This is a genomic window from Mucilaginibacter mallensis, from assembly GCF_900105165.1.
In the GTDB taxonomy this organism is placed as follows: Bacteria; Bacteroidota; Bacteroidia; order Sphingobacteriales; family Sphingobacteriaceae; genus Mucilaginibacter; species Mucilaginibacter mallensis.
Genome location: NZ_LT629740.1, coordinates 4,814,758 through 4,841,081 on the forward strand (window position 1 = coordinate 4,814,758; position 26,324 = coordinate 4,841,081).

The 26,324-nt window shown below is 43.0% G+C and carries 20 protein-coding genes; 11 read left to right on the top strand and 9 right to left on the bottom strand.

Annotated features, from left to right (window positions below; translation table 11 throughout):
* Positions 1-13 precede the first annotated feature (13 nt).
* The 3 genes from BLU33_RS19665 to msrA all read right to left on the bottom strand — a co-directional run bounded on the left by BLU33_RS19665 (position 14) and on the right by msrA (position 3,919).
* Positions 14-2,449: a beta-propeller fold lactonase family protein gene (locus BLU33_RS19665; protein WP_091377142.1), complete on the bottom strand. Its 2,436-nt coding sequence runs from the start codon at positions 2,447-2,449 to the stop codon at positions 14-16.
* A gap of 92 nt (positions 2,450-2,541) precedes the next feature.
* A complete protein-coding gene (locus BLU33_RS19670; RefSeq protein WP_091377146.1) occupies positions 2,542-3,348 on the bottom strand; it encodes a 5'-nucleotidase, lipoprotein e(P4) family in 807 nt (268 codons plus the stop codon).
* Between the two features lie 25 nt (positions 3,349-3,373).
* On the bottom strand, positions 3,374-3,919 hold the full coding sequence (gene msrA / locus BLU33_RS19675; RefSeq protein WP_091377149.1) for a peptide-methionine (S)-S-oxide reductase MsrA: 546 nt from the start codon (positions 3,917-3,919) through the stop codon (positions 3,374-3,376).
* Positions 3,920-4,032: 113 nt separating this feature from the next.
* Between msrA and BLU33_RS19680 the strand changes: the two genes are divergently transcribed.
* Entirely contained in the window at positions 4,033-4,419 is a 387-nt protein-coding gene (locus BLU33_RS19680; RefSeq protein ID WP_091377152.1) for a hypothetical protein, read from the top strand.
* A 152-nt stretch (positions 4,420-4,571) separates the two neighbouring features.
* The gene (gene galB, locus BLU33_RS19685) at positions 4,572-7,007 is read left to right on the top strand and encodes a beta-galactosidase GalB (RefSeq protein ID WP_091377155.1); all 2,436 of its coding nucleotides are present in this window, start codon (positions 4,572-4,574) and stop codon (positions 7,005-7,007) included.
* Between the two features lie 201 nt (positions 7,008-7,208).
* On the opposite strand, the gene BLU33_RS19690 is transcribed toward galB, so the two are convergent.
* The 5 genes from BLU33_RS19690 to BLU33_RS19710 form a co-directional block, all read right to left on the bottom strand.
* Positions 7,209-9,092 (bottom strand): beta-N-acetylhexosaminidase, encoded by a 1,884-nt coding sequence (locus tag BLU33_RS19690; protein ID WP_091377161.1) that lies wholly within the window; start codon positions 9,090-9,092, stop codon positions 7,209-7,211.
* A 30-nt stretch (positions 9,093-9,122) separates the two neighbouring features.
* Positions 9,123-9,620, bottom strand: a complete 498-nt coding sequence (locus BLU33_RS19695; protein WP_091377164.1) for a GNAT family N-acetyltransferase — start codon at positions 9,618-9,620, stop codon at positions 9,123-9,125.
* Between the two features lie 288 nt (positions 9,621-9,908).
* Positions 9,909-10,652, bottom strand: coding sequence for an ABC transporter ATP-binding protein (locus BLU33_RS19700; protein ID WP_091377167.1), 744 nt, complete (start codon positions 10,650-10,652; stop codon positions 9,909-9,911).
* A gap of 1 nt (position 10,653) precedes the next feature.
* Positions 10,654-12,132 (bottom strand): DUF5687 family protein, encoded by a 1,479-nt coding sequence (locus BLU33_RS19705; protein ID WP_091377170.1) that lies wholly within the window; start codon positions 12,130-12,132, stop codon positions 10,654-10,656.
* A 30-nt stretch (positions 12,133-12,162) separates the two neighbouring features.
* On the bottom strand, positions 12,163-13,443 hold the full coding sequence (locus tag BLU33_RS19710) for a replication-associated recombination protein A (RefSeq protein ID WP_091377173.1): 1,281 nt from the start codon (positions 13,441-13,443) through the stop codon (positions 12,163-12,165).
* A 67-nt stretch (positions 13,444-13,510) separates the two neighbouring features.
* Between BLU33_RS19710 and BLU33_RS19715 the strand changes: the two genes are divergently transcribed.
* The 3 genes from BLU33_RS19715 (at position 13,511) to BLU33_RS19725 (ending at position 15,747) form a co-directional block, all read left to right on the top strand.
* Positions 13,511-14,152, top strand: a complete 642-nt coding sequence (locus BLU33_RS19715; protein WP_091377177.1) for a DNA-3-methyladenine glycosylase family protein — start codon at positions 13,511-13,513, stop codon at positions 14,150-14,152.
* 649 nt (positions 14,153-14,801) lie between these two features.
* Complete coding sequence (locus BLU33_RS19720) at positions 14,802-15,275, top strand: hypothetical protein (RefSeq protein WP_091377180.1); 474 nt, start codon at positions 14,802-14,804, stop codon at positions 15,273-15,275.
* A 25-nt stretch (positions 15,276-15,300) separates the two neighbouring features.
* Positions 15,301-15,747, top strand: coding sequence for an SMI1/KNR4 family protein (locus BLU33_RS19725; RefSeq protein WP_091377184.1), 447 nt, complete (start codon positions 15,301-15,303; stop codon positions 15,745-15,747).
* Between the two features lie 223 nt (positions 15,748-15,970).
* On the opposite strand, the gene cphA is transcribed toward BLU33_RS19725, so the two are convergent.
* Positions 15,971-18,598 carry a cyanophycin synthetase gene (gene cphA, locus BLU33_RS19730; RefSeq protein ID WP_091377187.1) on the bottom strand — a complete coding sequence of 876 codons (2,628 nt, stop codon included), beginning with the start codon at positions 18,596-18,598 and terminating at the stop codon, positions 15,971-15,973.
* A 273-nt stretch (positions 18,599-18,871) separates the two neighbouring features.
* Between cphA and BLU33_RS19735 the strand changes: the two genes are divergently transcribed.
* The 6 genes from BLU33_RS19735 to BLU33_RS19760 all read left to right on the top strand — a co-directional run bounded on the left by BLU33_RS19735 (position 18,872) and on the right by BLU33_RS19760 (position 26,319).
* The gene (locus BLU33_RS19735) at positions 18,872-19,789 is read left to right on the top strand and encodes a cyanophycinase (RefSeq protein ID WP_091377189.1); all 918 of its coding nucleotides are present in this window, start codon (positions 18,872-18,874) and stop codon (positions 19,787-19,789) included.
* 354 nt (positions 19,790-20,143) lie between these two features.
* Positions 20,144-20,986 carry an isoaspartyl peptidase/L-asparaginase gene (locus tag BLU33_RS19740; protein WP_091377192.1) on the top strand — a complete coding sequence of 281 codons (843 nt, stop codon included), beginning with the start codon at positions 20,144-20,146 and terminating at the stop codon, positions 20,984-20,986.
* Between the two features lie 116 nt (positions 20,987-21,102).
* The gene (locus BLU33_RS19745) at positions 21,103-21,720 is read left to right on the top strand and encodes a tetratricopeptide repeat protein (protein WP_091377195.1); all 618 of its coding nucleotides are present in this window, start codon (positions 21,103-21,105) and stop codon (positions 21,718-21,720) included.
* Between the two features lie 188 nt (positions 21,721-21,908).
* On the top strand, positions 21,909-24,053 hold the full coding sequence (locus BLU33_RS19750; protein WP_091380813.1) for a carboxy terminal-processing peptidase: 2,145 nt from the start codon (positions 21,909-21,911) through the stop codon (positions 24,051-24,053).
* Between the two features lie 326 nt (positions 24,054-24,379).
* Positions 24,380-25,171 carry a DUF1835 domain-containing protein gene (locus BLU33_RS19755; protein ID WP_091377198.1) on the top strand — a complete coding sequence of 264 codons (792 nt, stop codon included), beginning with the start codon at positions 24,380-24,382 and terminating at the stop codon, positions 25,169-25,171.
* Between the two features lie 167 nt (positions 25,172-25,338).
* Positions 25,339-26,319, top strand: a complete 981-nt coding sequence (locus BLU33_RS19760) for a carboxypeptidase-like regulatory domain-containing protein (RefSeq protein WP_091377201.1) — start codon at positions 25,339-25,341, stop codon at positions 26,317-26,319.
* Positions 26,320-26,324: the final 5 nt, after the last annotated feature.

The window sequence follows — 26,324 nt, forward strand, 5'->3', positions numbered from 1 at the left end:
AATTAGTGTTTATTTAATCGTCGTCATCGTCTTTTTTAGGTTGCAATATTACAAATGCGCTGCGTTTTGGCGCGGGCATAATGGCATTTTCCCCTTTTACATATTTCCATATCACATCGTTCAGTTCCAGATCGGGCACCTTATCCTCTTTTGCCAGGTTGAACGATTGTGAGCGTTTACTGCTTTCATTTACGGCAACGTTACGCTGCTCCAGGTTGACCTGAGCTGGTTTTACGTTATAAACAGCCATATCCGGCGTAGCCGTAAAGCAATCATACATTGGCAAAGCGGCAGCATCATACTGGCTCATAGGTGGCAATCCCAATATCAGCTCGATGGTACGCAATACCCCCGATGTGGAGTACATGTGGTGTATAGCCGCATTATGTTTTACATACGGCCCTGCAACAAGCACCGGCGAGCGGTGCGCATCTATATGGTCGGGGCCATTTTGGGCGTCATCCTCCAGTATAAAAACTACGGATTCTTTCCAGATGGAACTTTTTGAAAGATGATCTATCAGCAGACCTATGCCCTGGTCGTTATCCGCAACAGCAGCTATGGGCGATATAGCACCACGCCTTTGTCCGCTGGTATGATCGTTGCAGATACGTATGGAGTTAAAATGAGGAACGGCATTTATGCTCAGCAATGAGTCGAAATCATGTTCCCAAACCTGCTCGCGTTTAGTATCCTTAATGTTCAGATCAAAGCCCGGCGACTGCGGACAAAGATGCCCTACCAATGATTTGATATTGGCCTCGCCATCCTGCGCAAACTCTCCGTAGGTGCGATAGCTTACACCCGCCCTTTTACAATAATCCCATATATAGCCATCGCGCGGGTCACCGGCCTTTCTGGTACCTTCTGAATCATAGTTACCACCGCGACCACCATAACTTGTGGGCCATGTTTTTTCAATAAAATCCGTAGCATAAGCCGCCATACTCCAATTATGCCCATCGGCACTAACTTCGGCGTCAACATAAAAATTATCCAGCAAAACAAACTGGTCAGCTATAGCATGATGGTTCGGGGTAACATTCTGCCCAAAAATACAAAGCGAGGTATCACCGTTTCCTTTCGGCATATCACCCAAAACCTGGTCGTAAGTACGGTTCTCCTTGATGATATAAAACACATATTTAATTGGCGATTTATCGGCTTTGCTGCGTGGTATTGGGTTACCGGCCTCGCCTGCTGCCATTTTCTCCTCCGTTTCATTAAACGGTGTATTGGCGTAAACCTGTTCGGTGTAGGTTTTAAGCTGATCGGCATTAGGCGCATCAATAAATGATAGTGTGCCCTTAAACAAACCACCAATATATTGTTCCTTTGAATTTGTTGCCCCTTTTTGGTAGCCGCTGTTATCAGCCTTTCGTACAGGTTGCGGCCCACGCGGATTAGCCATTGAGGTAAAGCCCTTACCATTGGCTACCAAAATCTTTTTACCTAAGACCTTAACATTGGTTGGATACCAGCCTACCGGGATAAAACCCATGCTTTTGCTGTCGCCGGGTTTGCTTACATCAAATACAGCAAGGCAATTATTATCGGCATTGGCTATATATAATGTTTTTTCGTCAGCAGATAGCGCCAGTCCGTTGGTTGTTGAGCCGGTTAAATGAGTTGGATAAAGCGCTGTTGCAACGGTTTCAACTATTTTGCGGGTAACGGTATTAATTATGGCGACTGAATTATCATTGGCATTGGCAACAAACAGCCAGCTGCCCTTTTTATTCAGCAGCATTTCATTAGGATGGCTACCTACTGTAATGTTACTTAATTTTTGCGTTTCTGTGTTATAAAAGGCTACCTGCTCCCCGCCCCAAATGGAAATGTACAGTGTTTTTTCATCAGGCGATAACAGGCAGCTATAAGCTTCGGCAGGCAATTTAACTTTTGAAGTGATAGCGCGAGTTTTAGGGTCGATGATATATAGAGCGCTGTCTTCCTTAGTTACCGTATATAAAATGGTGTTGCTTTTGTTAACTGCTATACCGGTGGCGCAGATCTTATCAGCCGGCCAGGGTTTGCCGAGCTTAATGGTATCGGCTTTGCCAATTTTATTGTTGCTGATGGAAAAGGCCAAAATGAAGTTATCGTTACCGCCGGATGCATACAAGGTCTTTTCATCCTTACTAAAAGCTAAACCATACCATGATTTGCCTACCACTTTTTCATCCAGCAGTTTTTCATTTACCGGATCGATCAATTGTATAGATTGCGTGCTTTGCCCGTTATTGGTTACCGCCAGCATTTTGCCCGATGCGGAGAGCTGGATATTCAAGGGCAGATCACCCAACTGTAAGTAGCGCCCGGCCGGACTCAGTTTCCAGCCATTAGGCAATAGCACTTGCTGCGTTTGTTGTATTTTACCCGGCAATTGCGCCTGTACCTTAAAGGCAGCAATAAACAATAGTATGCTGAAAAGATATTTCTGTTTCATAGTGAGATCAATCAAAAGACCAGCCAAAAGTAGGCATTGCTTTTTAGCGATATAGGCTGTTAACAAAAACTTAATACAAGATAGCGATTAATCTACTTATCCAGCTTTAGCTGCGCTTTTATTATAGAATCTTTTTGGGCGGTAGTGAGTTTATAATTGAAGTTGAACAGCGCGCTTTCCCAATCTCCATAGGATGCATTGGGCAGCACAATATAGCGGGTGCCAAATTCCTGTATCAGTTTATTGGTGGCATCCTGCCTGCTTTGCAAGGTGGGTTTGTTATCATACAGGGCATCAAAATCGGCCAGGTTATCCCCGCATAAAAGAATGACGGTATGTGTTTTAAGCACATCTTGCCTGCGACTCTCCTTGCTGGAATTATGGCCCGGCCTTAATATTAAATGCGCGTCATCGGCATTGGGTAGATTGTAAAGTTGCAGGTTCTTCAAAGTACCCGCGCGCTCATCCTCATCACGATTGGTAATGTAGAAAACCTCCACTCTTTTTGAGGCGGCATATTTAAAGAAAGCCGGAGCACCGGGCACGGTATCGGCTATGCCTTTGGCTGTCCAGATTTTCCAGGTTGCTGACGTATAATCCAAATTATTGATGGCACGCTGGGCATCATAGGGGCTGTTATCCAATAGCGTTTCATCTATATCGGTAATAACAGCATACGGTTTAGTCGGGGTTTGCTTTACGGCCTCATCAACTCTTTGCTTAGCGATATTGTAAGCTTGAAAGCATAGCGCCTTATATTCTGCAGCCTTTTGCTGCCATAATGATGCCCACACTTTACCATTATTTACAGTGGAGGTGCTGTTAGTTGCTCTTTTTGATGATGAACAGGCATTCAGCAATATAACACCCGCCAGTAAATAGTTATGCCATTTTCTCATGCTGCAAATATCACAAATGGGCGCTTTATAACAACTCAGGTTTTATCTTTTCGGTAAACTCCTTGGCAAACTTGTGCAGTTTGGGCTGGATCACAAATGAGCAATATGGCTGGTTACCATTCTCCTGGAAATAATTCTGGTGGTAATCTTCGGCTATGTAAAATTCACTTGCCGGGGTTACTTCGGTAACAATAGGAGCATCAAAAACATGCTCTTCGGTCAGTTTTTTAATCAGCGCTTCCGATTGTTCCTTTTGCTGTTCATTGGTATAAAATATAGCTGAGCGGTATTGCGTGCCCACATCATTCCCCTGGCGGTTTAAGGTAGTTGGATTATGCGTTCTGAAAAATATCAACAGTATTTCATCCAATGATATTTCATCGGCATCATACTCAACCTGCGTTACCTCGGCATGGCCGCTGGCGCCGGTACATACCTGTTTGTAGGTTGGGTTTGCAATATGCCCGCCCATATAACCCGAAGTTACTTTTTTAACGCCCTTAACTGTTTGAAATATAGCCTCTGTACACCAGAAGCACCCGTTGCCGAATGTTATTGTTTGAATATTCATAGTAATGTTAAATACGAATTTACCACTCTTTTGATTTAGAAAGATATTTATATTTGATTATGTCAATATAACTACTAAATTAGATGTTTAAACATTCATTAAAACCCTGAATTATGAAAATTGCAGTATTAATCACCCGCTCATTGCTCGGCCTTATTTTCTTCGGATTCGGCCTGGCCTATTTCTTGCACCTTTTACCAACAACAGTTCCACCCGGTCCTGCCGGTGAATTCGATAAAGGGCTATTTGCTTCCGGCTACTTTTTCGGTTTCTTAAAAGCCACGGAAACACTCTGCGGTTTATTCCTGCTCATCAACAAATACACCGCTTTCTTTTTGCTGATCATATTCCCGGTAACGCTGAATATATTTTTATTCCACGCCTTTTTGGAACCGTCTGGTTTAGTTATGGCTGGCCCTATGCTGCTCATCAATTTATTTTTAGGCTATGCTTATCGTAAATATTACACAGGCGTATTCACCACTTCTCCTACTGTATAAAACGGTTTAATTATATAATAATCTGTAAATGCCACGGTAATAATATCGTGGCATTTTTGTTTAAACAATTTTTATAACCGTTTAATTTTGATATGTTGAAATTAATATTGCAAATTTACTGTCGTTTATACATTTTATCCAAACAACCAATTATGCCAGCAATAAAAGCCATTTTATGCAGAGTTGGGAAATTATCTTTCCTGCTTTTAGTCCCTGTACTTTTTACACTTAAATCATCTGCCCAGGTTAGATCAATCATCAATTTTGATAAAGGCTGGCATTTTCATTTAGGCGATACTACCAATGCGGAACAATCCACATTTACCGATGCCAACTGGCGTGTGCTTAACCTACCGCATGATTGGAGCGTTGAAGGCACATTCAGCAAGGATAATCCTGCTACCCCTGAAGGCGGTGCTTTACCGGGTGGTATTGGCTGGTACCGTAAAACATTTACCGTACCTGTATCGGCTAAAAGCAAACTTATTTATATTGATTTTGATGGGGTTTACCAAAAAAGTACCGTTTGGGTAAACGGACACGAACTTGGTTTCAGGCCTAATGGCTATATCTCATTCCGTTATGAGCTTACGCCGTATTTAAACTTCGGCGGGCAAAATACTATTGCTGTAAAGGTTGATAACTCTGTTCAGCCAAACTCACGCTGGTATTCAGGTTCTGGTATTTACCGGAATGTATGGCTGGTTACCACCGGCAAAACAGCCATCGATCATTGGGGAACCTATGTAACTACATCTGAAGTAAGCGCTCAATCTGCAAAAGTTGATCTGAAAGTAAAAATCAGAAATAATGTTAGCCTGTCAAAAATCGGTATTGAAACAAAAATTTATGACGCGCTCGGTAAAATAGTTGCTGCCGTTGGGAATATCATTTCAAAGAAAGATCAGCAAGATTCTATTATAAATTTTGATCAGGTTATTCCTTTAGACAAACCTATTTTATGGTCGGTTGATCATCCTTATCTATATAAAATAGTTACACAAGTAACGGTAGATGGCAAGATGGTTGATGATTACACCACACCATTAGGTATCCGCTATTTTAATTTTGATGCTGATAAAGGCTTCTCCTTAAATGGCAAGCATTTGAAAATATTAGGCGTTTGTGATCACCACGATCTGGGCAGTTTAGGCTCAGCATTAAACTATCGTGCTTTGGAGCGTCAGTTGCAGGAATTAAAGGAAATGGGCTGCAACGCCATCCGCACCTCGCATAACCCACCGGCACCTGAGCTATTGGAGCTTACCGACAAAATGGGCTTCATTGTGATGGACGAAGCATTTGATTGCTGGGAATGGGCCAAAGTTAAGTATGACTATCATTTATATTTTAAACAATGGCATAAACGCGATCTGGAAGATCAGGTATTACGCGACAGGAACCACCCGAGCGTGATCATCTGGAGCATTGGTAATGAGATACCGCAACAGGCTGATACCAGCGCGTTACGTATAGCACCCGATCTGGCGGCAATAGTTCACAGTCTGGATAAAACCCGACCGATAACTACGGCAAATGATCGCCCTGACACCAACAATAAGATCGTAAAATCAGGCGCTATCGACCTGATAGGTTATAACTATCATGAATATGATTACGCTAAATTCCATGACCGTTACCCGGGTAAAAAATTCATCGCTACGGAAACAACTTCCGACCTGCAAACCCGCGGGCATTATGATATGCCATCAGACAGTATAAGAATATGGCCTTCGAGGGGTGATGATAAATTTGTTGGCAATGCCGATAATACCGTATCAGCCTATGATAACGTGCGACCACCATGGGGCTCAACACATGAGGCTACGTGGAAAGCGATGAAGAAATATAATATGCTGTCGGGCTTCTTTATCTGGACCGGCTGGGATTATCTGGGCGAGCCTACGCCTTACTCATGGCCATCACGCAGCTCCTACTTTGGTATTATTGATTTGGCAGGCTTCCCTAAGGACGTTTACTACATGTACCAAAGCGAATGGACCAATAAACCGGTATTGCACATCTTCCCGCATTGGAACTGGACGCCGGGCCAAACCATTGATATTTGGGCCTATTATAACCATGCCGATGAAGTGGAGCTGTATGTTAACGGAAAATCTGTCGGTATAAAAAAGAAAACCGGCGATGACCTGCACGTAATGTGGCGCTTGAAATTTGAGCCGGGTACTCTAAAAGCAGTATCACGTAAGGATGGCAAAGTGGTGTTAACCCAGAAAATTCACACTGCCGGTAAACCCGCTAAAATTGAGCTAAACGCCGACAGAAGTGTTATTAATGCTGATGGTAAAGACCTGTCGTTTGTTACGGTGAAGATATTGGATAAGGACGGCAATGTTGTTCCTGATGCCAGTAACCTGGTAAACTTTAAGATCAATGGTAACGCGTTTATTGCCAGCGTTGATAACGGCGACCCGGTAAGTCACGACCCATTCAAAGCTGATTACCGCAAGGCATTTAACGGCCTGGCACTAGCTATAGTCCAGGCAAAGGAAACACCCGGTAATATTACTTTTACCGCCACCGCGGATGGTTTGCAACCGGCTACGATTACGATAAAAGCGAAATAACACCAAGCATAATAACGCTGTGTTCTTTGTGAAAATCTTAGTGTCCTTTGTGGTAAATTAACCGCAGAGGGCACAATGAGAGAAAATACAAAGTACACGGAGTATCGCTACCGTGGATGTATTACAACTGACTACTGTTGTCATAAAGGCTAAAAGTCCTATTGTCATTTCGAGCTATCGCTCGAAATGACAATAGGACTTTTATTCTGCTTTCTTCTTCGCCAGGTCTTTTAACGTTACATTTATTTGTTTGCCGATCGGTTTGTTATCACGATAGGTAACCACTCTTATTTCAGTGGCTCCATTCGGGATAGCCAGGGGCACATTGGCATATTTTAGCGAGTGATTATCGGGGATGCTGGTATCAAACGTATAATAAATATCAAGCTTACTCAGTTGTGTACCCAGTTTCACTTTGAGTGCGCTATCACCGGGCACCCTTGTACCACTAATAATTGGGTCGTACATACTGGTGGCATATTTAATATCCGCGGCATCCAAACGCTTAAAATGCGTTTCCACTCTATGCACAAACTCATCAAAATGGCGCTCGGTTTTCGGCGACCATAAAATTTCGGCCAATGCCATAGCGCGCGGCCATGTCATGTACTCTACCTGGCGCTCATCAGTTATCGATTCTGTCCACAGGTTGCCTTGTCCGCCTAAAATAAGTTTCGCGTCAACGCCAGCCGGAACAGGTTCAAAATCATAAGTATCATTTAAAAATAGCTTACCATAAGTAGCTGGCTCTACTAATGGATCGCCCTGGTAAAGATCGAGATAGCAGCTACCCGATGGGGTCATTATCACCTGGTGGCCCATTTTTGCAGCCTGAATGCCGCCATCCATACCACGCCAGCTCATTACCGTTGCCGATGGTGCCAGTCCGCCCTCCAATATCTCATCCCAGCCTATCAGCTTTTTACCTTTCGACTCTACAATCTGCTCTATACGTTTTACAAAATAGCTTTGCAGTTCGTCGGTATTTTTCAGGTTTTCACGCTTCATTAAAGCCTGGCATTTCGGGCATCTATCCCAAAAACCTTTATAAGCCTCATCGCCACCTATATGGATATATTTACAAGGGAAAAGCTGCGCTATCTCGGTAAAAACCTTATCCAGGATCATGTAGGTGGAATCATTACCCACACAAAGCACATTGTCCTCTTTAGTATAAAAGTTGCTGCCGGGGTTAACCGGGTATTGCAGTTGGGTACATGATAAGTTAGGGAACGAAGCGATCATGGCCAAACTATGTGCCGGCACATCTATCTCCGGCAAGATAGTGATATACCTGTCCTGCGCATATTTAATAATCTCGCGCACATCATCCTGTGTATAAAAACCTCCATAAGGAGTTTTCTCTCCCGGTTGCGGCACCTGCATTGAGCCGTTGAACGGCCCGGTACGCATTACACGCCATGCACCAACACGGGTTAGCTGTGGCAGGCTTTTTATTTCGATACGCCAGCCATTATCATCAGACAAATGCCAGTGGAATACATTGTATTTGTATTTCGCCATCTCATCAATATAATCCTTCACCACTTGTTTAGGGAAGTAATGGCGGCTTACATCCAGCATCAATCCCCGCCAGCCGAAGCGCGGGTAATCGGTAATATCAACAGCCGGGATGCTCCAGGTAATGCCTGCAACCTGTGTCCTCGATTCAATATCCGGAGGCAACAGTTGCACTAAGGTTTGTATACCGTAAAACAGGCCCTTATCATCATTAGCGGTAATGGTTATACGTGCGGTGGTAACTTTTAGCGTATATCCCTCTTCACCAATTGCCGGATCAGCAACTTTGTTCAGTTTTAAATGAATGGCTGTACCGGTTTTATTAACGGTAGTTACCGGGATAGCAAACCCTGTAGGTGAGTTAAGCATCCCTGCTAATAACGTTCCTATTCTTTTAACTTCAGGATTGCCTGTGAGTATAATGATGCTTGTTTGTCGGCTTAACTTAAAATGGCCGGGATAGGTTTTTAGCGATACCGGCTGGGGTATTAATTGCGGCGTTTGCGCAAGGCACGAAAAAGCGATAAATAAACTAAACACGAAAGTCAACAAGCCTTTGTTCATATACTTTAAGGTTAATGGTTAGCAGATATATTATTTCAATTCTTTTCTCATCACGTAGTCGTTCATAAAATATGGCCCGATGGGGATATCTTCCTGGTAAGCCTCACTAAAGCCCATCTTTTCATAAAAGTTTTTGGCCTTGTTATAGCGGTTTACATTTAGTTCGAGGATATGTTTACCAGCTTTTAAAACCTCATTGCTTACCGCGTCAATCAATATTTTACCGTAACCTTTACCTTGTGTAACAGGCAGACAATAAAGCTTATGCAATTTATAAATATCCACATCATCCTCGCGCGGAGAAAATGCTACGAAAGCCACAGGCTGTTCATCTTCCAATAGCATTAAATAAGTTTGTATGTTATTTTCGATCTGGTTGCTGATCTTTTCTGCCGTGTAAATCTCATCCAGCATAAAGCGGATCTGTTCTTCTTCTAATATTGGTGAGTAGGCTACCCACCAGGTTGTTTCGGCTATTTGAATAATGGTTTCAGTATCGGTTGTGGTTGCTGTTCTGATAGTATACATTATTCAAATATAGAAGAACCATAGTAGAGACGCAATACTTTGCGTACTGGTTTATCATTTCGTAGAGACGCTACATTATTTCATTCCTTATCCGTAGAGCATAGGTGTTCGGAAGATTAAGAAAGGGTGTCATGCTGAGGCACCGAAGCATGCGGGCAAAGGCCTTTACGCTTACCCTTCGAGTGCCTCAGGGTGACCCAACGTTCAATATTTGTAATAAAATAAATCTCTTCCGAGCACCTATGATCCTTAGAGACGCAAAATATTGCGTCTCTAAGGATCATTTGATTAATGATTTTCTTCTTCGTCGATTTGAGGTAAAAGCGTGGCGCTTTGTCCCACCGCGAAATAATCTTCCAGCTCGGCAAGGGTTGATGAACTGGTGGCGATATCTTTTATGATCCTGCCTTTTTCCATCAGTAAAATACGATCACACACATCAGTTATATGGCTCAGATCATGGCTTGAAATAAGCGTGGTAACACCATGCTGCTTGTTCATACTCTTCAGCATGTTTTTCAGCCTGATCTGTGTGCTTGGGTCGATATTGGCAAATGGCTCATCCAACATCAGCAATTCCGGCTTTTGCAACAAGCATGATGCGATGCCCACTTTACTTTGGTTACCTTTTGAAAGATCACGGATGTATTTGCCTTTTTTCAATATTTCGCCGTTAAAAAAATCGGTAAGCGTAGACAAAAAATCATCCACATGGGCCTGCGTTTGCTGGTGCAGGCCACCTATAAAGTAAAAATACTCCTCGGGTGTAAGGTAATCTATCAGGAAACCTTCGTCCAGGTATGATGCGGTGTAATTTTTCCAGTTTTCATGCCCGGCAACAGCTTCACCATTTGATATTACCTCGCCGCTTTCAGGGCGGATCAGATCAAGTATCATTCTGAAAAGGGTTGTTTTACCCGCGCCATTGTTGCCTACCAGCCCTACGCTTTCGCCTTTAGCTATCTCCAGTTGTGGTACGTTTACAACCAATACGTTGTTATATATTTTTTTAAGATTGCTTATTGTTATCATATTATTTGTTTCTAAAGCCTTCGGCTATGGTATACTTTCTTTTATAAAAATCAGCTTCCAATTTATTGATCAGGGTACTACGGATAAGGATCATTACCAATCCGGCAGCACCCAGCACGGCAAGCCCAAGATCGCGGTAATGCAGCAGTGAAAATGGTAAATAAACCAGGATCGGTGTAATTAACAACGGTAAGGATATAAGCCATTGTGTGCCGCCAACACCTTCCCAGTTAAATGCCGCGCCTTTTGAAAGATCGATGCGGCGGGAATTTCGGTTAGCGAAATACAGGATAATGGTAGTATTAACCCCCAGGTTCCATAAATACATCACAAAATGAATGATTAAAACCCGCCAGCCAAAATATACGTAGGGTATCGTCAATATAAATGCTAGAGTAGATACAAGAGTAAACAACAGGTACTTCGCCTTCAGAAAATCATTAAACTTTATTTTATTTACCAGTAAACCATCAAAATGCGCGGCTTGCCAGCTAAACATAAACTGTCCGTAATTAATAATGAAGATACCGGTCATAAACATCCCCACAAAAACTACCGGGTAATCAGTATGCATCATCGCAGGCTTGTTATAAAATATCAGCCCATAAAACAAAAACAACACACTCATTTTTATAGCCGAATTTGGCCGCTTATTTCTTAATATAAGTTTGATCTCGTTAGCAGCCAGGTCGCCGGTTGTGCCAAACCGGTTAAGGAAAGGATATTCTGTACTGCTTTTGTGCGATGCTTTTTTAGAGTTGAGCTCTTCGAGGTAAAGGTTATCCTTCAAATACAAAAAGTTAAGGTAGAACATACCAACCGCCAGCAGAAATGGCAACAAAACCAGAGCCGGTAGGCTGATCAAATGCCCGAAGAATAGATACGATACATCCTTTATAGAATATATGTGCCATAAAAAATCACCAAGACAAATCAATACCAATATGCCTGTAGCGATCAGGAAGATCCAACCATTTAAATTGGCTTTACGTTTTATATATAGCGCCAAATAATTGTTAAAAATGGTTATCCCAAAAACAGAACCCACAAATGCCCATACCACACCGGCACCTGAACCAACTGCAATTACTTTAATAATAAATGGTACAAAAAGTATAAAGGGTATGATGTTAAATGTAGAAATAATTGAAGTGGCAGCCAGGTAACCCGCAAGTGCGTTACGCTTTACAGGTAATTGTAAATAAGGCTGAACTTTTAAGGTAGGCAATTCCTGTAATTGCATCCGCGAGATAAGGTCGAATATGTAATAGATGAGTATAATGCCGCAAAACGCTATAACAACATTTTGCCCGGGAAATGCATGTTCTAAAATCTTATCTAAAAAGAAACCGGCGCTTAAAGCGCATAACAACAGGTACAATATGAATACACCCATTATTATTTTTACAGCTACGTTTTTGCCGGTATTGCGGGCGCGCCAAAAGGCTTTTAGCTCATGCTGAAGAAAGGTTTTTATCATTGACAGGCTGGTGTTAAGGCCCTTAAGATACTAATATTTATACCTGTCGCCCCAAAGTTTTTTTAACTTTTCTTTGGTTTCCAGCTCCCGGGCATTGTTACCGGGCTCATAGATCTTGGTTCCCTTTATCGCTTCGGGCAGAAAATCCAGATCGGTAAAGTTACCTTCGTAGCTGTGAGCATATTTGTAATCCTTCCCATAACCTATATTCTTCATCAGTTTGGTTGGGGCATTACGCAGGTGCAGCGGTACAGGCAGGTCGCCGGTTTCCCTAACTAATGCAATAGCAGCGCCAATAGCCGTAGTGGCCGAATTACTTTTGGGCGATGTTGCCAGATATATAACCGTTTGCGATAGGATCAATTGCGACTCCGGCATCCCTATCTTATTCACCGCCTCAAAGCAGGCCTGAGCCAGTAACAGCGCATTCGGATTAGCATTACCAATATCCTCCGATGCCAGTATCAGCATGCGCCGGGCAATGAACAGCGGGTCCTCACCGCCCACAATCATCCGCGCCAGCCAATAAACGGCCCCATTGGGATCACTGCCGCGCATGGATTTAATGAAGGCCGAGATAATATCATAATGCTGCTCACCGGCCTTATCATACAGGGCCATATTTTGTTGTACATGTTCCAGCACATTCTTATTGGTGAGCTCTATCTTTTTACCTTTAAAGGCATTTACCAGCAGCTCGAATATATTCAGCAGCTTGCGGGCATCGCCGCCCGATAGGCGCAGCAGTGCTTCATCTTCCTTTATGTCGATCTTTTTATCGCGCAGTACTACATCTTCCTTCATCGCTTTGTTAAGCAAATTCAGCAGGTCGGCTTCCTCAAGCGATTGCAGGATGTATACCTGGCAGCGCGAAAGTAAAGCCGAGATAACCTCAAAGGATGGATTCTCTGTAGTAGCACCTATCAGCGTTACCGTTCCCCGCTCAACCGCGCCCAGTAGCGAATCCTGCTGCGATTTGGAGAAGCGGTGAATCTCATCGATGAACAAGATTGGCAGCGTTTCGCCCTGCTCTTTCAATAAAGCGGCTTTTTCTATCACTTCGCGTACATCCTTAACGCCTGAATTGATGGCGCTCAGCGCAAAGAATGGCCGGTACAGGGTTTGTGATATGATATAGGCCAGCGTAGTTTTCCCTACCCCCGGCGGGCCCCAGAAGATCATGGATGGCAATACGCCAGATTCTATCGCCTTGCGCAAAACCGCGCCCTTACCCACAAGGTGCTTTTGTCCCACATAATCATCCAGATTCTTGGGGCGCATACGCTCAGCTAAAGGAGGCAGGTTATTCATAATGGTAAAAGTGTGAAAAGTAAATGCAAAATCCTAAAAAAGTTAGTAATTTTAGACTAACAAATCTATGAGCGAACAGTTTACCAAAGCCACCTTTTACACTATTTGTGACCAGCTTGCACTTATTGATACCGATCTCGCTACCATCATTAACACATACGGTTACCCGCCATTATGGTCGCGGCCCAATACGTTTGAGACTTTGGTACATATTATTTTAGAGCAGCAGGTTTCATTGGCATCCGCCCTATCCGCATTAAACAAATTGAAGGAACGTGTGCAGGAATTAACCCCTGCCCGATTGCTGTTGCTCACCGATGAAGAAATGCGGGCCTGCTACTGCAGCCGCCAAAAGACTACCTATATCCGCTACTTAGCCGAAGCCCTGCTCAGCGGACAGATCAACCTCATCGAACTGGAACATCAATCCAACGCTGAGATCCGCGCCAAACTCATCATCCTCAAAGGTATCGGTCACTGGACCATCGATGTGTACCTCATGTTTGTACTGCAACGCGCCGACATCTTCCCCGCCGGTGATCTCGCCGCTGTAAATGCTATGAAACGGGTAAAAGGCTTGCCTAAAACCACGACTAAAGAAGAATTGATTGAGCTTGCCGCGATTTGGCAGCCTTATAGAACTGTAGCTACAATGTTGTTGTGGCATTTCTATCTGTCGACGCCCCTGCGTACTAAAGTAGGAGTTTGATTTGGAGGTGTGCCATGGAGCAGGTGAAACATGTGGAACACGTGGCACAGTTTGGCACACTTAACTATTACTGGCTTTCCCCTTACTGGCTTCAGTTTGCAACTGAAGCCTACGGATGACGATCCTGAATTACTTTTCAGTTTGAAACTGGATAACGGTTGACTTTCTAATGGTATCGCTCATAGCCGCTAAGGCCTATTTCTTTTGTCTTCGACACAAAAGAAACAAAAAGTCAAGTCAGTCGAAAGGCTTCTTTGCCGCACGTGGCCACTGCCCTGCAAATCAGGCAAAACCTGGGCTGCTATATTTTTACCCTGCTGTCGCTACGCACCTAGCCTTTACGCTTCTGTAAAAATCTGCTATGCCCTGCCATTACACGCAAGGCCACCATCGTTTTGCCTGATTTCGCCCGAAGCTGTTCTACTGACAGGGGAAGCAAAAAGTTTTATTGATGTGTCATTGCGAGGAGGAACGACGCGGCAACCTCGTCGCGTTCACTATGCATGCGACAAAATTCTAATCAATCTAATTCCAGTTGTAAGCTGCAATCATGCACAACCACGAGCTGAAAGCTTGCGGGAGCGTGAGGAAGAAACAATTGTAACCTCAATTTTAGTTATTAATTTTATTGCACATAATATAAAAAGAAATGGAATATCTGGATGAAATGTTTGATCAATTTTCACAAGCTTTTTTAGGAGAGATGGCTGGAGATGGTGATATTCCTTATCGGGATAAGATAAATACTACTAGTCTAAATTATTCCCTTGATAGTTTGAGGGAAGTAGATAATTATTTGAAAATACTTCATAAACAATCTCGAGGAATTTCAGATATCGAATATCAAAATTTGGTTGTTTGGTGCGGTGCTTATATAGGTGAAGTTACTAGAAGGAATGCGACACTTGAATATCACTGGGTTCATTACGAGGAATATATGAAAAACAAAAGCGATAGCTTAAGAAACGCTATACCATTATCATTAACGACCCATGCATTTTTATTGGCCATCGATTCCAATTATATAACAATGCCTATGAATAAGGTTGCCAGATGGCTCGATGAGGGCGAAGCAAATAATGTTTATTTTTATGCATCAGTTGATATTTCGAGAAAGAAATAATACCATCCATTCAACCTGAATATATATGAAAAAATATTTTAAATCACATGGAGAAAGCATTACTACATACAACATAAAGCAACAGCTAGATATTAAAATGCCTTTTGAATATGTTAAGTTTCTTCAAGAAATAAATGGTGGAATACTTGATAAACATATTTTTGAGTTAAGACAATATGACCCAAATAAAACAAACCCTAATATTTATATTATAATAGATGAGTTTTTATCTTTTGAACAGTTAATTAAGGCTTGGCATTATACCAAAGAAGAATTAAGTGATTATAATTTATTGCCAATCGCAAATGTCAGAGGAGGAATGCTTGTATGTTGTAGACAGGAAGAAACAATAAATGCAGAATTGTTTTTTTATGATCCAGATTTCGGGCCTTTGAAACTTACTGATTCTTTGTTGGATTTCTTAAATCTTCTTATTTCAGAAAAAGAAATAGATGATGAAAAATATAAGTGAACATCCCTGTAAGCGTCCTACTTGTATTTCAAGTAAGACACTTATATGGACATAGTTAATACCGTTATTCATACAAATCCCAAATCGAACATCCCAAATCCGAAATCACCCTCACACATTAAACAACCCGTTCCTCTCCTGCCCCCCGCTCCCGCAAGCGTCCCGCTTGTGGTTGTAAAAGCTTCCATAAATCCCAAATCCCAAACCGAACATCCCAAATCACCTACACATTGAACAACCCATTCCTTTCCTGCTCCTGGTAATTCTGTACGGTTTCAATAGCGTTATCAATCACATCACTTAGCGCTGTAATAAATGTACCGGGTTTGGCCAGGCTCATGGCATGTTTAATGGCATCTATTTCTTTCGGCACTACCTCAAATTGCTTGTTCACATCAACCGACCTGATACCCTCTTTAAGCAGCGATAATATATTTTCCTCTGTTCTGCCACGCAGGTGTTTTTCCTGGCGGAGGATGATGTAATCAAACATCTCTGCCGATAGCTTACCCAACTCGCGGATGTCCTCATCGCGCCTGTCGCCCGTACCGGCTATAATGCCGATCTTCAGCGGCGAATCCAGATGACTCAAAAATTCCTTAATGCCTTTAAACCCATCCGGATTATGGGCAAAATCTATCATGAATTTAAAATCCTTAAAATCGAAAATGTTCATCCTGCCCGGTGTTTGCGCGGCAGATGGGATAAAGGTTTCAAGTGATATTTTAATATCCTCGGTCCTGAAGCCCCATAAAAATGCAGCCAGTGTTGCCGCCAGTACGTTCTCTATCATGAACGGAACGGTACCACCGAAAGTCAGCGGGATGAGCACCGTGCGCTCTACGCGGATCTTCCAGTCGCCTTTTAATATGGTGATAAAACCGTTTTCGTATACACAAGCTATGCCGCCCTTTTTACAGTGCGCTTTTATTACCGGGTTATTCTCGTCTCTGCTGAAATAGGTAACGTTGCATTCAGCTTTTTTACCAATGCGCACGCAGTATTCATTATCAGCATTTAAAACGGCCCAGCCATTTTTCTTAACCGAATTGATGACCACACTTTTTACACGCATCAGATCATCCAATGTATGAATATCCGACAGGCCCAGATGATCTTCCTGAATATTGGTTACCACGCCTATATCGCAAAAGCCAAAACCCAGTCCCGAGCGTAAAATACCGCCACGGGCAGTTTCCAGCACGGCAAAATCAACCGTTGGGTCCTTCAATATAAACTCGCTGCTTACCGGGCCGGTGGTATCGCCCTTTAGCAGCATGGTGTTTTGTACATAGATGCCATCGCTGGTGGTAAAGCCTACACGGTAGCCGTTATTTTTAACAATATGGGCAATCAGGCGGGTAGTGGTGGTTTTACCATTAGTGCCGGTTACCGCTATAATAGGTATCCGTGCCGATTTACCATATGGGTACAGCATATCAATCACATGCCCGGCCACATTACGGGCAAGGCCCTCGCTTGGCGCAATATGCATGCGGAAGCCCGGCGCTGCGTTAACTTCCAATACCACGCCACCTGTTTCGGTGAGCGGCTCGGTCAGATTTTTCGCCATAATATCAATGCCGCATATATCAAGTCCGATGATCTTTGAGATCCGCTCGCAAAAGAAAACATTTTGCGGGTGCACATGGTCGGTCACATCTACTGATGTTCCGCCGGTGCTCAGGTTAGCGGTTGATTTTACAAATACCTTTTCGCCTTTAGCTGGTATCGTTTCTAAGTTATAGCCTTTCTTTTCCAGCAGGTCGAGCGTGTCACGGTCTATATCTATCAGGGTCAGCACATTTTCATGGCCATAGCCACGGCGCGGGTCGGTATTTTCTGTATCGATGAGTTGTTGTATGGTCGATACGCCATCACCCTTCACATGTGCAGGGTCGCGCAATGCGGCAGCAACCATCTTATTATCAATCACCAGTACCCTGAAATCGAAACCGGTTACAAAGCGCTCAACAATTACCCTGCGTGATATTCTGGCAGCAAACTCATAAGCCTCCACCGCGTCCTCACGATTTCTAATGTTAATGGATATACCCCTGCCATGATTGCCATCCAATGGTTTAAATACCAGCGGGAAACCCACTTCACGTATAGCCCTATCCACATCATCAACCGATGAAATGGTGGTGCCTTTTGCCACAGGGATGGCCTGCTCTAATAATAAACGCTTGGTTTCTTCCTTATTACTGGCAATATCAACGGCAATGCTGCTGGTTTTTTCGGTCATGGTAGCGCGAAAACGCACCTGGTTTTTACCATAGCCCAATTGCACCAATGATTGCTTGTTAAGCCTGATCCACGGAATGTCACGGGCTATGGCTTCCTCTACTATTGATCCGGTGCTTGGCCCTAATCGGGTGGCCTCGCGTATCTCACGCATTTGTTGTATATCATGCTCCAGGTCGTATTCCTCGCCGGTTATTAATGCCTGGGCAATCCGTACCGATGCTTCAGCAGCGTAGATGCCTACCTTTTCTTCCAGATAAGTAAATACCACATTGTAAACACCCAACTCTTTTGTTTCACGGGTACGGCCAAAACCTGTATCCATGCCTGCAAGGGTTTGTATCTCAAGGGCGATGTGTTCAATCACATGCCCCATCCAGGTGCCGGCAACAATACGCTGAAAAAATCCCCCTGGTACACCCGGCGAACATCGGTGCTCATATAAAGTGGGGATCAATGCCTTAAGGCGATCATAGAACCCATCAATTTTATTGGTTGGCTTATGCTCCAGTTCCTGCAGGTTCAGGCGCATTTGTATCAGTTTTTTACGGTTGGTGCTCCAGATGTTCGGGCCACGCAGTACTTGTATATTTTCGATCTTCATAAAGGCAATTCCATTAAAACGGGCTTAAATTTACTTAAATCTAAACCCGTAACAAGCTAATAAATATTTTGATAGGAAAACTTTAATATATATTTAATATTCGCCGCCTTTGTCGGTCATTTTATTTTAATTTGTAGGTAGATAATGAGTGGATTAGCGAATTAGTGATTGAGTGATTGTTTTTATATCCATATATGGCTATGAACCATCAACCATCAACCATGAACTATGAACAACTAATTCACTAAATCACTAACTCACTAAATAAATATAATGACGCCAAAAGGAAAACTGATAATAATAGGAGGTGCCGTTGATATGGGAAGTAATATCAGCGCGCAGGAGAATATTTTACAGCCTAATTATATCAAGTTTTTTGAGCAGGGCATTCTAAAGCGCATCATCACCGAATCGGCTAAGCACGAGGGTTCAAAAATTGAGGTGATACTTACCGCTTCACAAATACCAGAACTGGTGGGCGATGAATACATTAAGGCCTTTAACCACCTTAATGTTACCCATATTAATGTGCTCGATATCCGCACACGTGAAGATGCCGCCAAAAAAGAATACCTCGACCGTATCCGTGAAGCCGATGTAGTGATGTTTAGCGGCGGCGATCAGCTTCGCCTGAGCGCCATATTTGGTGGTACCGAGTTTTTACAGATCCTGAAAAAGCGCTACCAGAACGAACACTTTGTTATCGCGGGCACATCAGCCGGAGCGGCGGCAGCTTCGGCACATATGATCTACCGCGGTTCAAGCAATGAGGCCCTAATAAAGGGCCACGTGCAGATCACCGCCGGACTGGGCTTTATTGATTCTGTTTTTGTTGATACCCACTTTGTACAGCGCGGCCGCATAGGCAGATTATTATATGCCGTAGCCAGCAACCCCGGCATATTAGGTATAGGACTGGGTGAGGATGCAGGTCTGCTAATTACCGAAGGCACCATGATGGAAGCCATAGGCTCGGGCTTAATTATTTTGGTTGATGGCCGCAACATGGTTGCCACCAATATATACGAAGTGGAGATGGGCTCGCCGGTATCAATTGAAAACCTGAAAGTGCATGTAATGTCCATCTTTGATAAGTACGATCTGAAACAACACAAACTACTCATCAAAAAAATTGTTAAGATTGAAGACGGCGTATTTATAAAAGTCGGTGATAGCGATTTAAAACGATAACCATTGCAGTTTCCCTCTTGAGAGGAGCAGCGGTGTATTAAACAAGTGGAAGGAAAAGAGCTCACCCTCTTTGCGCCACAGGCGAAGAGAGGGTCGACCAGCGAAGCACAGTCGGGGTGAGTCAACGGAGCGCGTTGAAGCTTGCGTTAGGGATAGCAGCGGATACCGGCCACTTCGAGGGCCTCAGTGCAGGCTCGAGCCTAAGGCCTGCAGGCGTATGAGCGAATAGCCCGACCGCAGGGAACGCCCAATAATTAACGACCTAATCCTTATCCCAACAAAATATTATAAACCATTACACATCTTTCTCATTATTATAAAAGACAATGAAAAGATTAACAATACATATACCCCATGAAACTAATCATCCACGGCGGCTTCTTCAGCGAATCGCAAACCAACCAGGAAGTTAAAAAAGCCAAGCAAACGGCCTTAAGAGAAATTGTGGAGCTTTGCTACAAATACCTGCAGGATCACACAGCGTTTGAAACAGTTGTTTATACTGTAGCACTACTTGAAGACTCTGAACTTTTTAATGCCGGTACCGGCTCACAAATACAAAGCGATGGCAAGATCAGGCTCAGCGCATCATTAATGGATGGCAAAACCCTGCGTTTTTCGGGTGTTATAAATGTTGAAGATGTAAAAAACCCCATCTGTGTAGCCGAGAAATTGCAGGATTACGAGGATAAAGTATTAAGTGGCAAAGGTGCGCAGGATTTTGCCCGTGAAAATGGCTTTGATTATTACAATCCAGAAACCCCGCAGCGCCGCATGGAATACGAACAAAAGTTAAGTGACTCTATTCGCCTGGGTACCGTTGGCTGTGTAGCGCTTGATGGCGATGGTAATTTGGCGGCAGCTACCTCAACCGGGGGCAAAGGCTTTGAAATACCGGGCCGTGTAAGCGATTCTGCTACCGCGGCAGGTAATTATTGCAATGGCTTCGCGGGCATTTCGTGCACCGGCGTAGGTGAGGATATTGTAAGCGGCGCCGTAGCCGCAAAAATAGTTACCCGGGTAACCGACGGCATGCCATTATTCTTCGCTACCGAGAAGACTTTAGACGAGCTAAAACCTTTCGACGGCTTTGCCGGCATCATAGGCATATCAGCCAATGGCGATATCTATCATGCTGATACGCACCCTTATATGGTGTGGGCATTACACGATACACAAATCCAGGTTTTTGAATAATCATGCTTTTATAATTACCTTGCATAATATTAATTAGTATATTTGCGTTCTGGTTAATACGATTAAATCCAAGGGAAATAACATTGAAGAAATTTACGCTAATTATTGTTCTGTTCATGACAATAAGCTACTCGGCCTCGGCCCAGTGGTGGAGAGTTAGCATTTTAAGGCACCGCTACCCGGCAGTTACACTTGTAAAAGATAACCCTGCCGCGCACCTGCATTTCCCCATTCCAAAATTTGCTGCAACTAAAATAAAGCCATTCGCCCTAAAGGAGAGCGATTTTAGTATTGAATTGGCCGAGGATGCGCTCATCAGAACCGCCCAGCATAATATGCGTTTCAGGATTTATGACCAGGCCAGCTACAACTTTAGCGAACTCGCAAAGCTATATATCAAACAAAACCGTTTGTCCGAAGCTAAATGGTACTTGCTGCAAAGCAATTCCATATCACGCACGCAGAATGACAATAAGCATACGATTGCCAATTTAATGTCGTTAGCCCTGATCAAGGCTGATATGGGCGATATTGTTTTGGCCCAGCAGGACCTGGCAGAAGCCTATCAGATAGCTAATACCCAGGGCTGGCATGCCGATATGGCTAATATTGATAAAGAAGTAAAATACATACAGTTAAACAGAACAACCGCCTCAAAAACTGAACTCCGTTATGACGATGCCGTTATGGCTGCTATTATAGCTACGGCTGCCAATGCTAAAAAAACTGATTGATATTTTTACTCCGCTTTGTAACAATAAGGTAAAATGCCCGTCTTACTTATTAAAAAATCAAACATTATTGTAATATTGTTATTTTAAGTACGAGGCAGCTTTATGACTGTCTCTTTTTATTTACATTAGCGAACTTATATTAGGCACAAGTATTGATGTTATATCCCGATTTAAAGACTGTAAAAGATATGTTAAAGAAATTATGTGTTGTTTTAGTGCTTGGTGCCGCACTGGCCTGTCATGCCACGCCTGCAAAACCTATGAAGGTTGTAGGCTCAAATGATCTTCAGCCCGATTTACGCCAGAATATTGTTGCAAAGGAAGTTGCAGGTTTAATATCCCGTTATAATTATAAAAAGGTTGATCTGAATGATTCACTATCCGAGGTTGTTTATAACCGATACCTTAAAAAACTGGATGAGGACCACAATTACCTGCTGGCATCTGACATACAGGATTTTGATAAGTACAAGGATGTATTGGATGATGATATGAAGAGCGGTAATTTGAACGATGTATTTTACATGTTCAATGTTTTTCAGAAAAGATATCTCGATCGTATTAAATTTTCCATTGCCCATATCGATGATAAGTTTGATTTCACCACAAACGACACTTTCACTTTCGACCGTGAAAACCTGCCATGGATAGCGTCACAAGCTGAGATGGACGATCTGTGGACCAAGCACGTAAAATACGACCTGCTTAACCTTAAACTGGCTACTCCTGATATGGCTAAGAACAGGGAAACGCTGAAAAAACGTTACCAAAGCTTATTATCGCAATCAAACAAACTATCAAACCAGGAAGTTTTCCAATATTATATGGATGCCTTTACTGAGGCGATAGACCCCCATACCAATTACTTTAACCCTTTCAACGCGGCACAGTTCAATATGGAAATGTCGCGCTCATTAGAGGGTATCGGCGCAACGCTGCAATCAGTAAATGAGTATGTAACCATTCAAACACTGGTACATGGCGGCCCTGCTGACAAAAGCCACCAGATAAACGCAAAGGACCGCATTATAGGCGTAGCACAGGGTAAAGACGGCGAGTTCCAGAACATTGTAGGCTGGAACATTAACAACGCCATAGGCCTTATTCGTGGCCCTAAAGGCACTACCGTAAAACTGCAAATTCTGCCGGGTGAAGCAGCAGTAGGCAGCAAGCCCAAAGTTGTGGAAATAGTACGTGAGAAAATTGTTTTAGAGGATGCATTGGCTAAAAAAGAGATGCGCACCTATAATCTTAATGGAAAACAGGTTAAGATTGGCATTATTGATATCCCTGCTTTTTATGTAGATAACAATGCTGCACAATCAGGCGCTACCAATTACCATAGCACCACCCGTGATGTGAAACTGATACTGGATTCACTTAAACGCGAAAATGTTGACGGTATAGTAATCGACCTGCGCGAAGATGGCGGCGGTTCATTATCTGAAGCCATTTCATTAACCGGCCTGTTCATAAAACAAGGCCCTGTAGTGCAGGTAAGAGATACCAAAAACGAAGTTGAAGTTGACGCGGATGAAGATCCATCTATCGCCTATTCAGGTCCGTTAGCTATTCTGGTTGACCGCTTTAGCGCATCAGCATCAGAGATATTCTCGGGCGCTATACAGGATTATGGCCGCGGTTTGATATTAGGCACCCAAACTTATGGTAAAGGTTCAGTACAAAGCGAGATAGAACTGGATAAAGTAATTAGCCCAACCCTTGCCGATATGGTTGCCAAAGTAACCGGCGGCGATAAGACTGTAGTAACTGGCGGCAGCGAAAGCAAATTTGGCCAGTTGAATTTAACTATAGCCAAGTTCTACCGTATTACCGGTAACTCAACCCAGCGCCATGGAGTAACGCCAGATATTGAGTTCCCATCAGTTATTCCTTTAGATAAATATGGTGAAGATACTGAACCGTCAGCTATGCCATTTGATGTGATCGCTAAAAGTGATTATACCAAATTTGGCGACCTGAGTCCGGTTATACCACAGCTGAAAAAGCTGCACGACCAGCGTATGAGCGCCAGCAACAGCTACAAATACTTGTTACAGGATGTTGCCGACTTTAAAAAGCATGATGATGAAAAATCAGTAACACTTAATGAGGCGCAACTGAAAAAACAACGTGATGATGATGAGCAAAAAACATTTGAGCGCGATAACTTACGCCGTGTAGCTTTAGGTTTAAAAGCATTGAAAAAAGGCGAAACCAAACCTAAAAACGAAGATCTCGACTTCCTGAAAATTGAAGCCGGCCAGATCCTGACCGACTATATCAACATAAACAGTAAGGTTACGCAGGTTACACCCGTGCTACAGAATTAAGATATACTGATACCATATAAACAACAAATCCCGGTCAGGCCGGGATTTGTTGTTTATAAAGAGTTTTTCCCCACCCACTCTACGCTGCGCGTAGAGTGGGTCGACAAGCGAAGCAAAGTCGGGGTGAGTCAAACGGAGCGCGCAAAAGACCTCTTGTCATTCTGAGCGATAGCGAAGAACCTATACACATTCTCCCGGCTGCTCGCATAATAGATGCTTCGTACCTCAGCATGACAAGGCGGATAAAATCATCACCTCGTAATATTCCCATTACACTCTCCCCAAAAATCTTTTACTTTGTTAATACAACATCAATCTTCATCAAAATGGCAAACGTACTCCACATACTCAATGGCGATGCAATGTTAAACAGCTTTGAACAAACCGGCATCGAAGGCGATGTTATGGTTTGGCGCGAAGTGCTATCCGAAGGGCCGCTGGAAGAAAACATTGCTTCAGGCAGTTTCTGGCGAAACCGCTCGGAATGGATTAGCCGGGGTTTTGATGAAAAACCCGATGCTTACGAGGAGAAAGTGATCAATGAGTTAAGCAAGCTCAGCGAACCTTACCATGAGATTGATCTTTGGTTTGAGTTTGATCTGCATTGCCAGGTAAACATGCTGGGGGTTATCCTCATGCTGAGTAAACAAACCGACCTATCTGCACCTGCCGTCTACCTAATTTGTCCGGATAGCTATCCGGGGATGGATGACTTCCGTGGCATGGGCGAGCTTGATGAAGCACAACTGGAATATTTGTACGATAATATCCGTGTTCAGTTAGGCGAACCTGATTTTGTTATTGCCGCCGAGGCCTGGAATTATTATGTTAATAGTGATGCCACCCAATTGCAAAACTGGCTGAATGAAACAAATTACTGGGGCAACCTGCATTCGCTTAAAAAAGCATTGCAAGCACATGTTAAACGCCTGGAAGTAAACGAAACAGGCTTAAATTATATTGAACAAAAGCTATTTGATATCTATAATGGCGGTACAACAACCAAGCCTGAAATATACCAGGCATTTTGGCAAACTGAGCAAATATATGGTATGGGTGATATGGAGCTTGATATCTATTTAAATCATTTAAAGGATAAGGGATTAGTTGATTTATAATATAAAGCAATTGTCATGCTGAGGTACGAAGCATCTATTATACAAGCGGACAATGAACGCGAATAGATTCTTCGCTACCGCTCAGAATGACAGGCGAGTAAAAAGAACGTTACGAAAATAACTATTTGTTATTTAATTGTTTAGATTAGGTAACCAAATCACTCCATATGAAAAAGCTCATGCTATCTGCCTTGCTTTTTATTGCCTTTTGCAGCATTGCACTGGGGCAAAGCATTACCATTAATGGCACTGTTAAAAGCGATCAGGGTTACCCGGTTCATTATGCCTTTATAAAAAGCGATAACAATGCAACTTATTCAGATTCTACCGGGCATTTTACTTTAACTGCTAATCCCTCATCCAAAATAACAATCAAGTGCAATGGTTATACTGATACCCAAGCTGATGCAACGGCAAGCCTGCAAGTGGTTTTAAAAACCAACCCGGCAGCAGTTATTAATAAGACACCCCCAGCTAAAAGTGACGCAGGGCTTTTATTAGCTGCCTTTAACAATCAACACCCGGGCGATGATATTAAAACAGGTGGTGGAATCGGCGGTTTGCTGGTTTTTACCAGCGCGAAAGAAACTGTAGGCCATCGCTTTTTATTTACACAATGGGTGCATGGCTATATGGTGAAAGCCAATGGCGAAATAGTACAAACCCCAACCATGCTTTTTAATTACGATAAAATAAAGGGTGACCTGTACATAACTGAAGACATGAATAACGTAAATCTGACCGATAAAAATACCATCAGGTCATTTGTCCTTTTTGATGCCCATGATCAGCCTTATAGCTTTGAACGTGTGCTGGGTATAAGTAATGATATGTATAGTCAGCTTATAAGCACCGGCAGTAAATATAAAATATATAAGCTGATAGCCACTAAATTTGTAGCATCCAACTATCAATCAAATGGCATTTCCTCTACAGGCAATACTTATGATGAATTTGTGGACAATAATGTTTACTATGTATTCCATTTAAAAAGTGGCAGCTTTCAGCAGGTAGCGCTTAAGAAGAAGGCACTTAAAGAAGCTTTTATTGACGATAGTACTAAATTTACTGGCTTTACATCCGATCACGCTGATGATAAAATAGACGAAAGCTATCTGATTAGCCTGGGTAATGCTATGAATGAGTAATATTT

Coding starts and splice junctions, on each gene's coding strand:
- BLU33_RS19665 (WP_091377142.1), bottom strand. CDS start 2,449: ATGAAACAGAAATATCTTTTCAGCATACTATTGTTTATTGCTGCCTTT.
- BLU33_RS19670 (WP_091377146.1), bottom strand. CDS start 3,348: ATGAGAAAATGGCATAACTATTTACTGGCGGGTGTTATATTGCTGAAT.
- msrA (WP_091377149.1), bottom strand. CDS start 3,919: ATGAATATTCAAACAATAACATTCGGCAACGGGTGCTTCTGGTGTACA.
- BLU33_RS19680 (WP_091377152.1), top strand. CDS start 4,033: ATGAAAATTGCAGTATTAATCACCCGCTCATTGCTCGGCCTTATTTTC.
- galB (WP_091377155.1), top strand. CDS start 4,572: ATGCCAGCAATAAAAGCCATTTTATGCAGAGTTGGGAAATTATCTTTC.
- BLU33_RS19690 (WP_091377161.1), bottom strand. CDS start 9,092: ATGAACAAAGGCTTGTTGACTTTCGTGTTTAGTTTATTTATCGCTTTT.
- BLU33_RS19695 (WP_091377164.1), bottom strand. CDS start 9,620: ATGTATACTATCAGAACAGCAACCACAACCGATACTGAAACCATTATT.
- BLU33_RS19700 (WP_091377167.1), bottom strand. CDS start 10,652: ATGATAACAATAAGCAATCTTAAAAAAATATATAACAACGTATTGGTT.
- BLU33_RS19705 (WP_091377170.1), bottom strand. CDS start 12,132: ATGATAAAAACCTTTCTTCAGCATGAGCTAAAAGCCTTTTGGCGCGCC.
- BLU33_RS19710 (WP_091377173.1), bottom strand. CDS start 13,443: ATGAATAACCTGCCTCCTTTAGCTGAGCGTATGCGCCCCAAGAATCTG.
- BLU33_RS19715 (WP_091377177.1), top strand. CDS start 13,511: ATGAGCGAACAGTTTACCAAAGCCACCTTTTACACTATTTGTGACCAG.
- BLU33_RS19720 (WP_091377180.1), top strand. CDS start 14,802: ATGGAATATCTGGATGAAATGTTTGATCAATTTTCACAAGCTTTTTTA.
- BLU33_RS19725 (WP_091377184.1), top strand. CDS start 15,301: ATGAAAAAATATTTTAAATCACATGGAGAAAGCATTACTACATACAAC.
- cphA (WP_091377187.1), bottom strand. CDS start 18,598: ATGAAGATCGAAAATATACAAGTACTGCGTGGCCCGAACATCTGGAGC.
- BLU33_RS19735 (WP_091377189.1), top strand. CDS start 18,872: ATGACGCCAAAAGGAAAACTGATAATAATAGGAGGTGCCGTTGATATG.
- BLU33_RS19740 (WP_091377192.1), top strand. CDS start 20,144: ATGAAACTAATCATCCACGGCGGCTTCTTCAGCGAATCGCAAACCAAC.
- BLU33_RS19745 (WP_091377195.1), top strand. CDS start 21,103: ATGACAATAAGCTACTCGGCCTCGGCCCAGTGGTGGAGAGTTAGCATT.
- BLU33_RS19750 (WP_091380813.1), top strand. CDS start 21,909: ATGTTAAAGAAATTATGTGTTGTTTTAGTGCTTGGTGCCGCACTGGCC.
- BLU33_RS19755 (WP_091377198.1), top strand. CDS start 24,380: ATGGCAAACGTACTCCACATACTCAATGGCGATGCAATGTTAAACAGC.
- BLU33_RS19760 (WP_091377201.1), top strand. CDS start 25,339: ATGAAAAAGCTCATGCTATCTGCCTTGCTTTTTATTGCCTTTTGCAGC.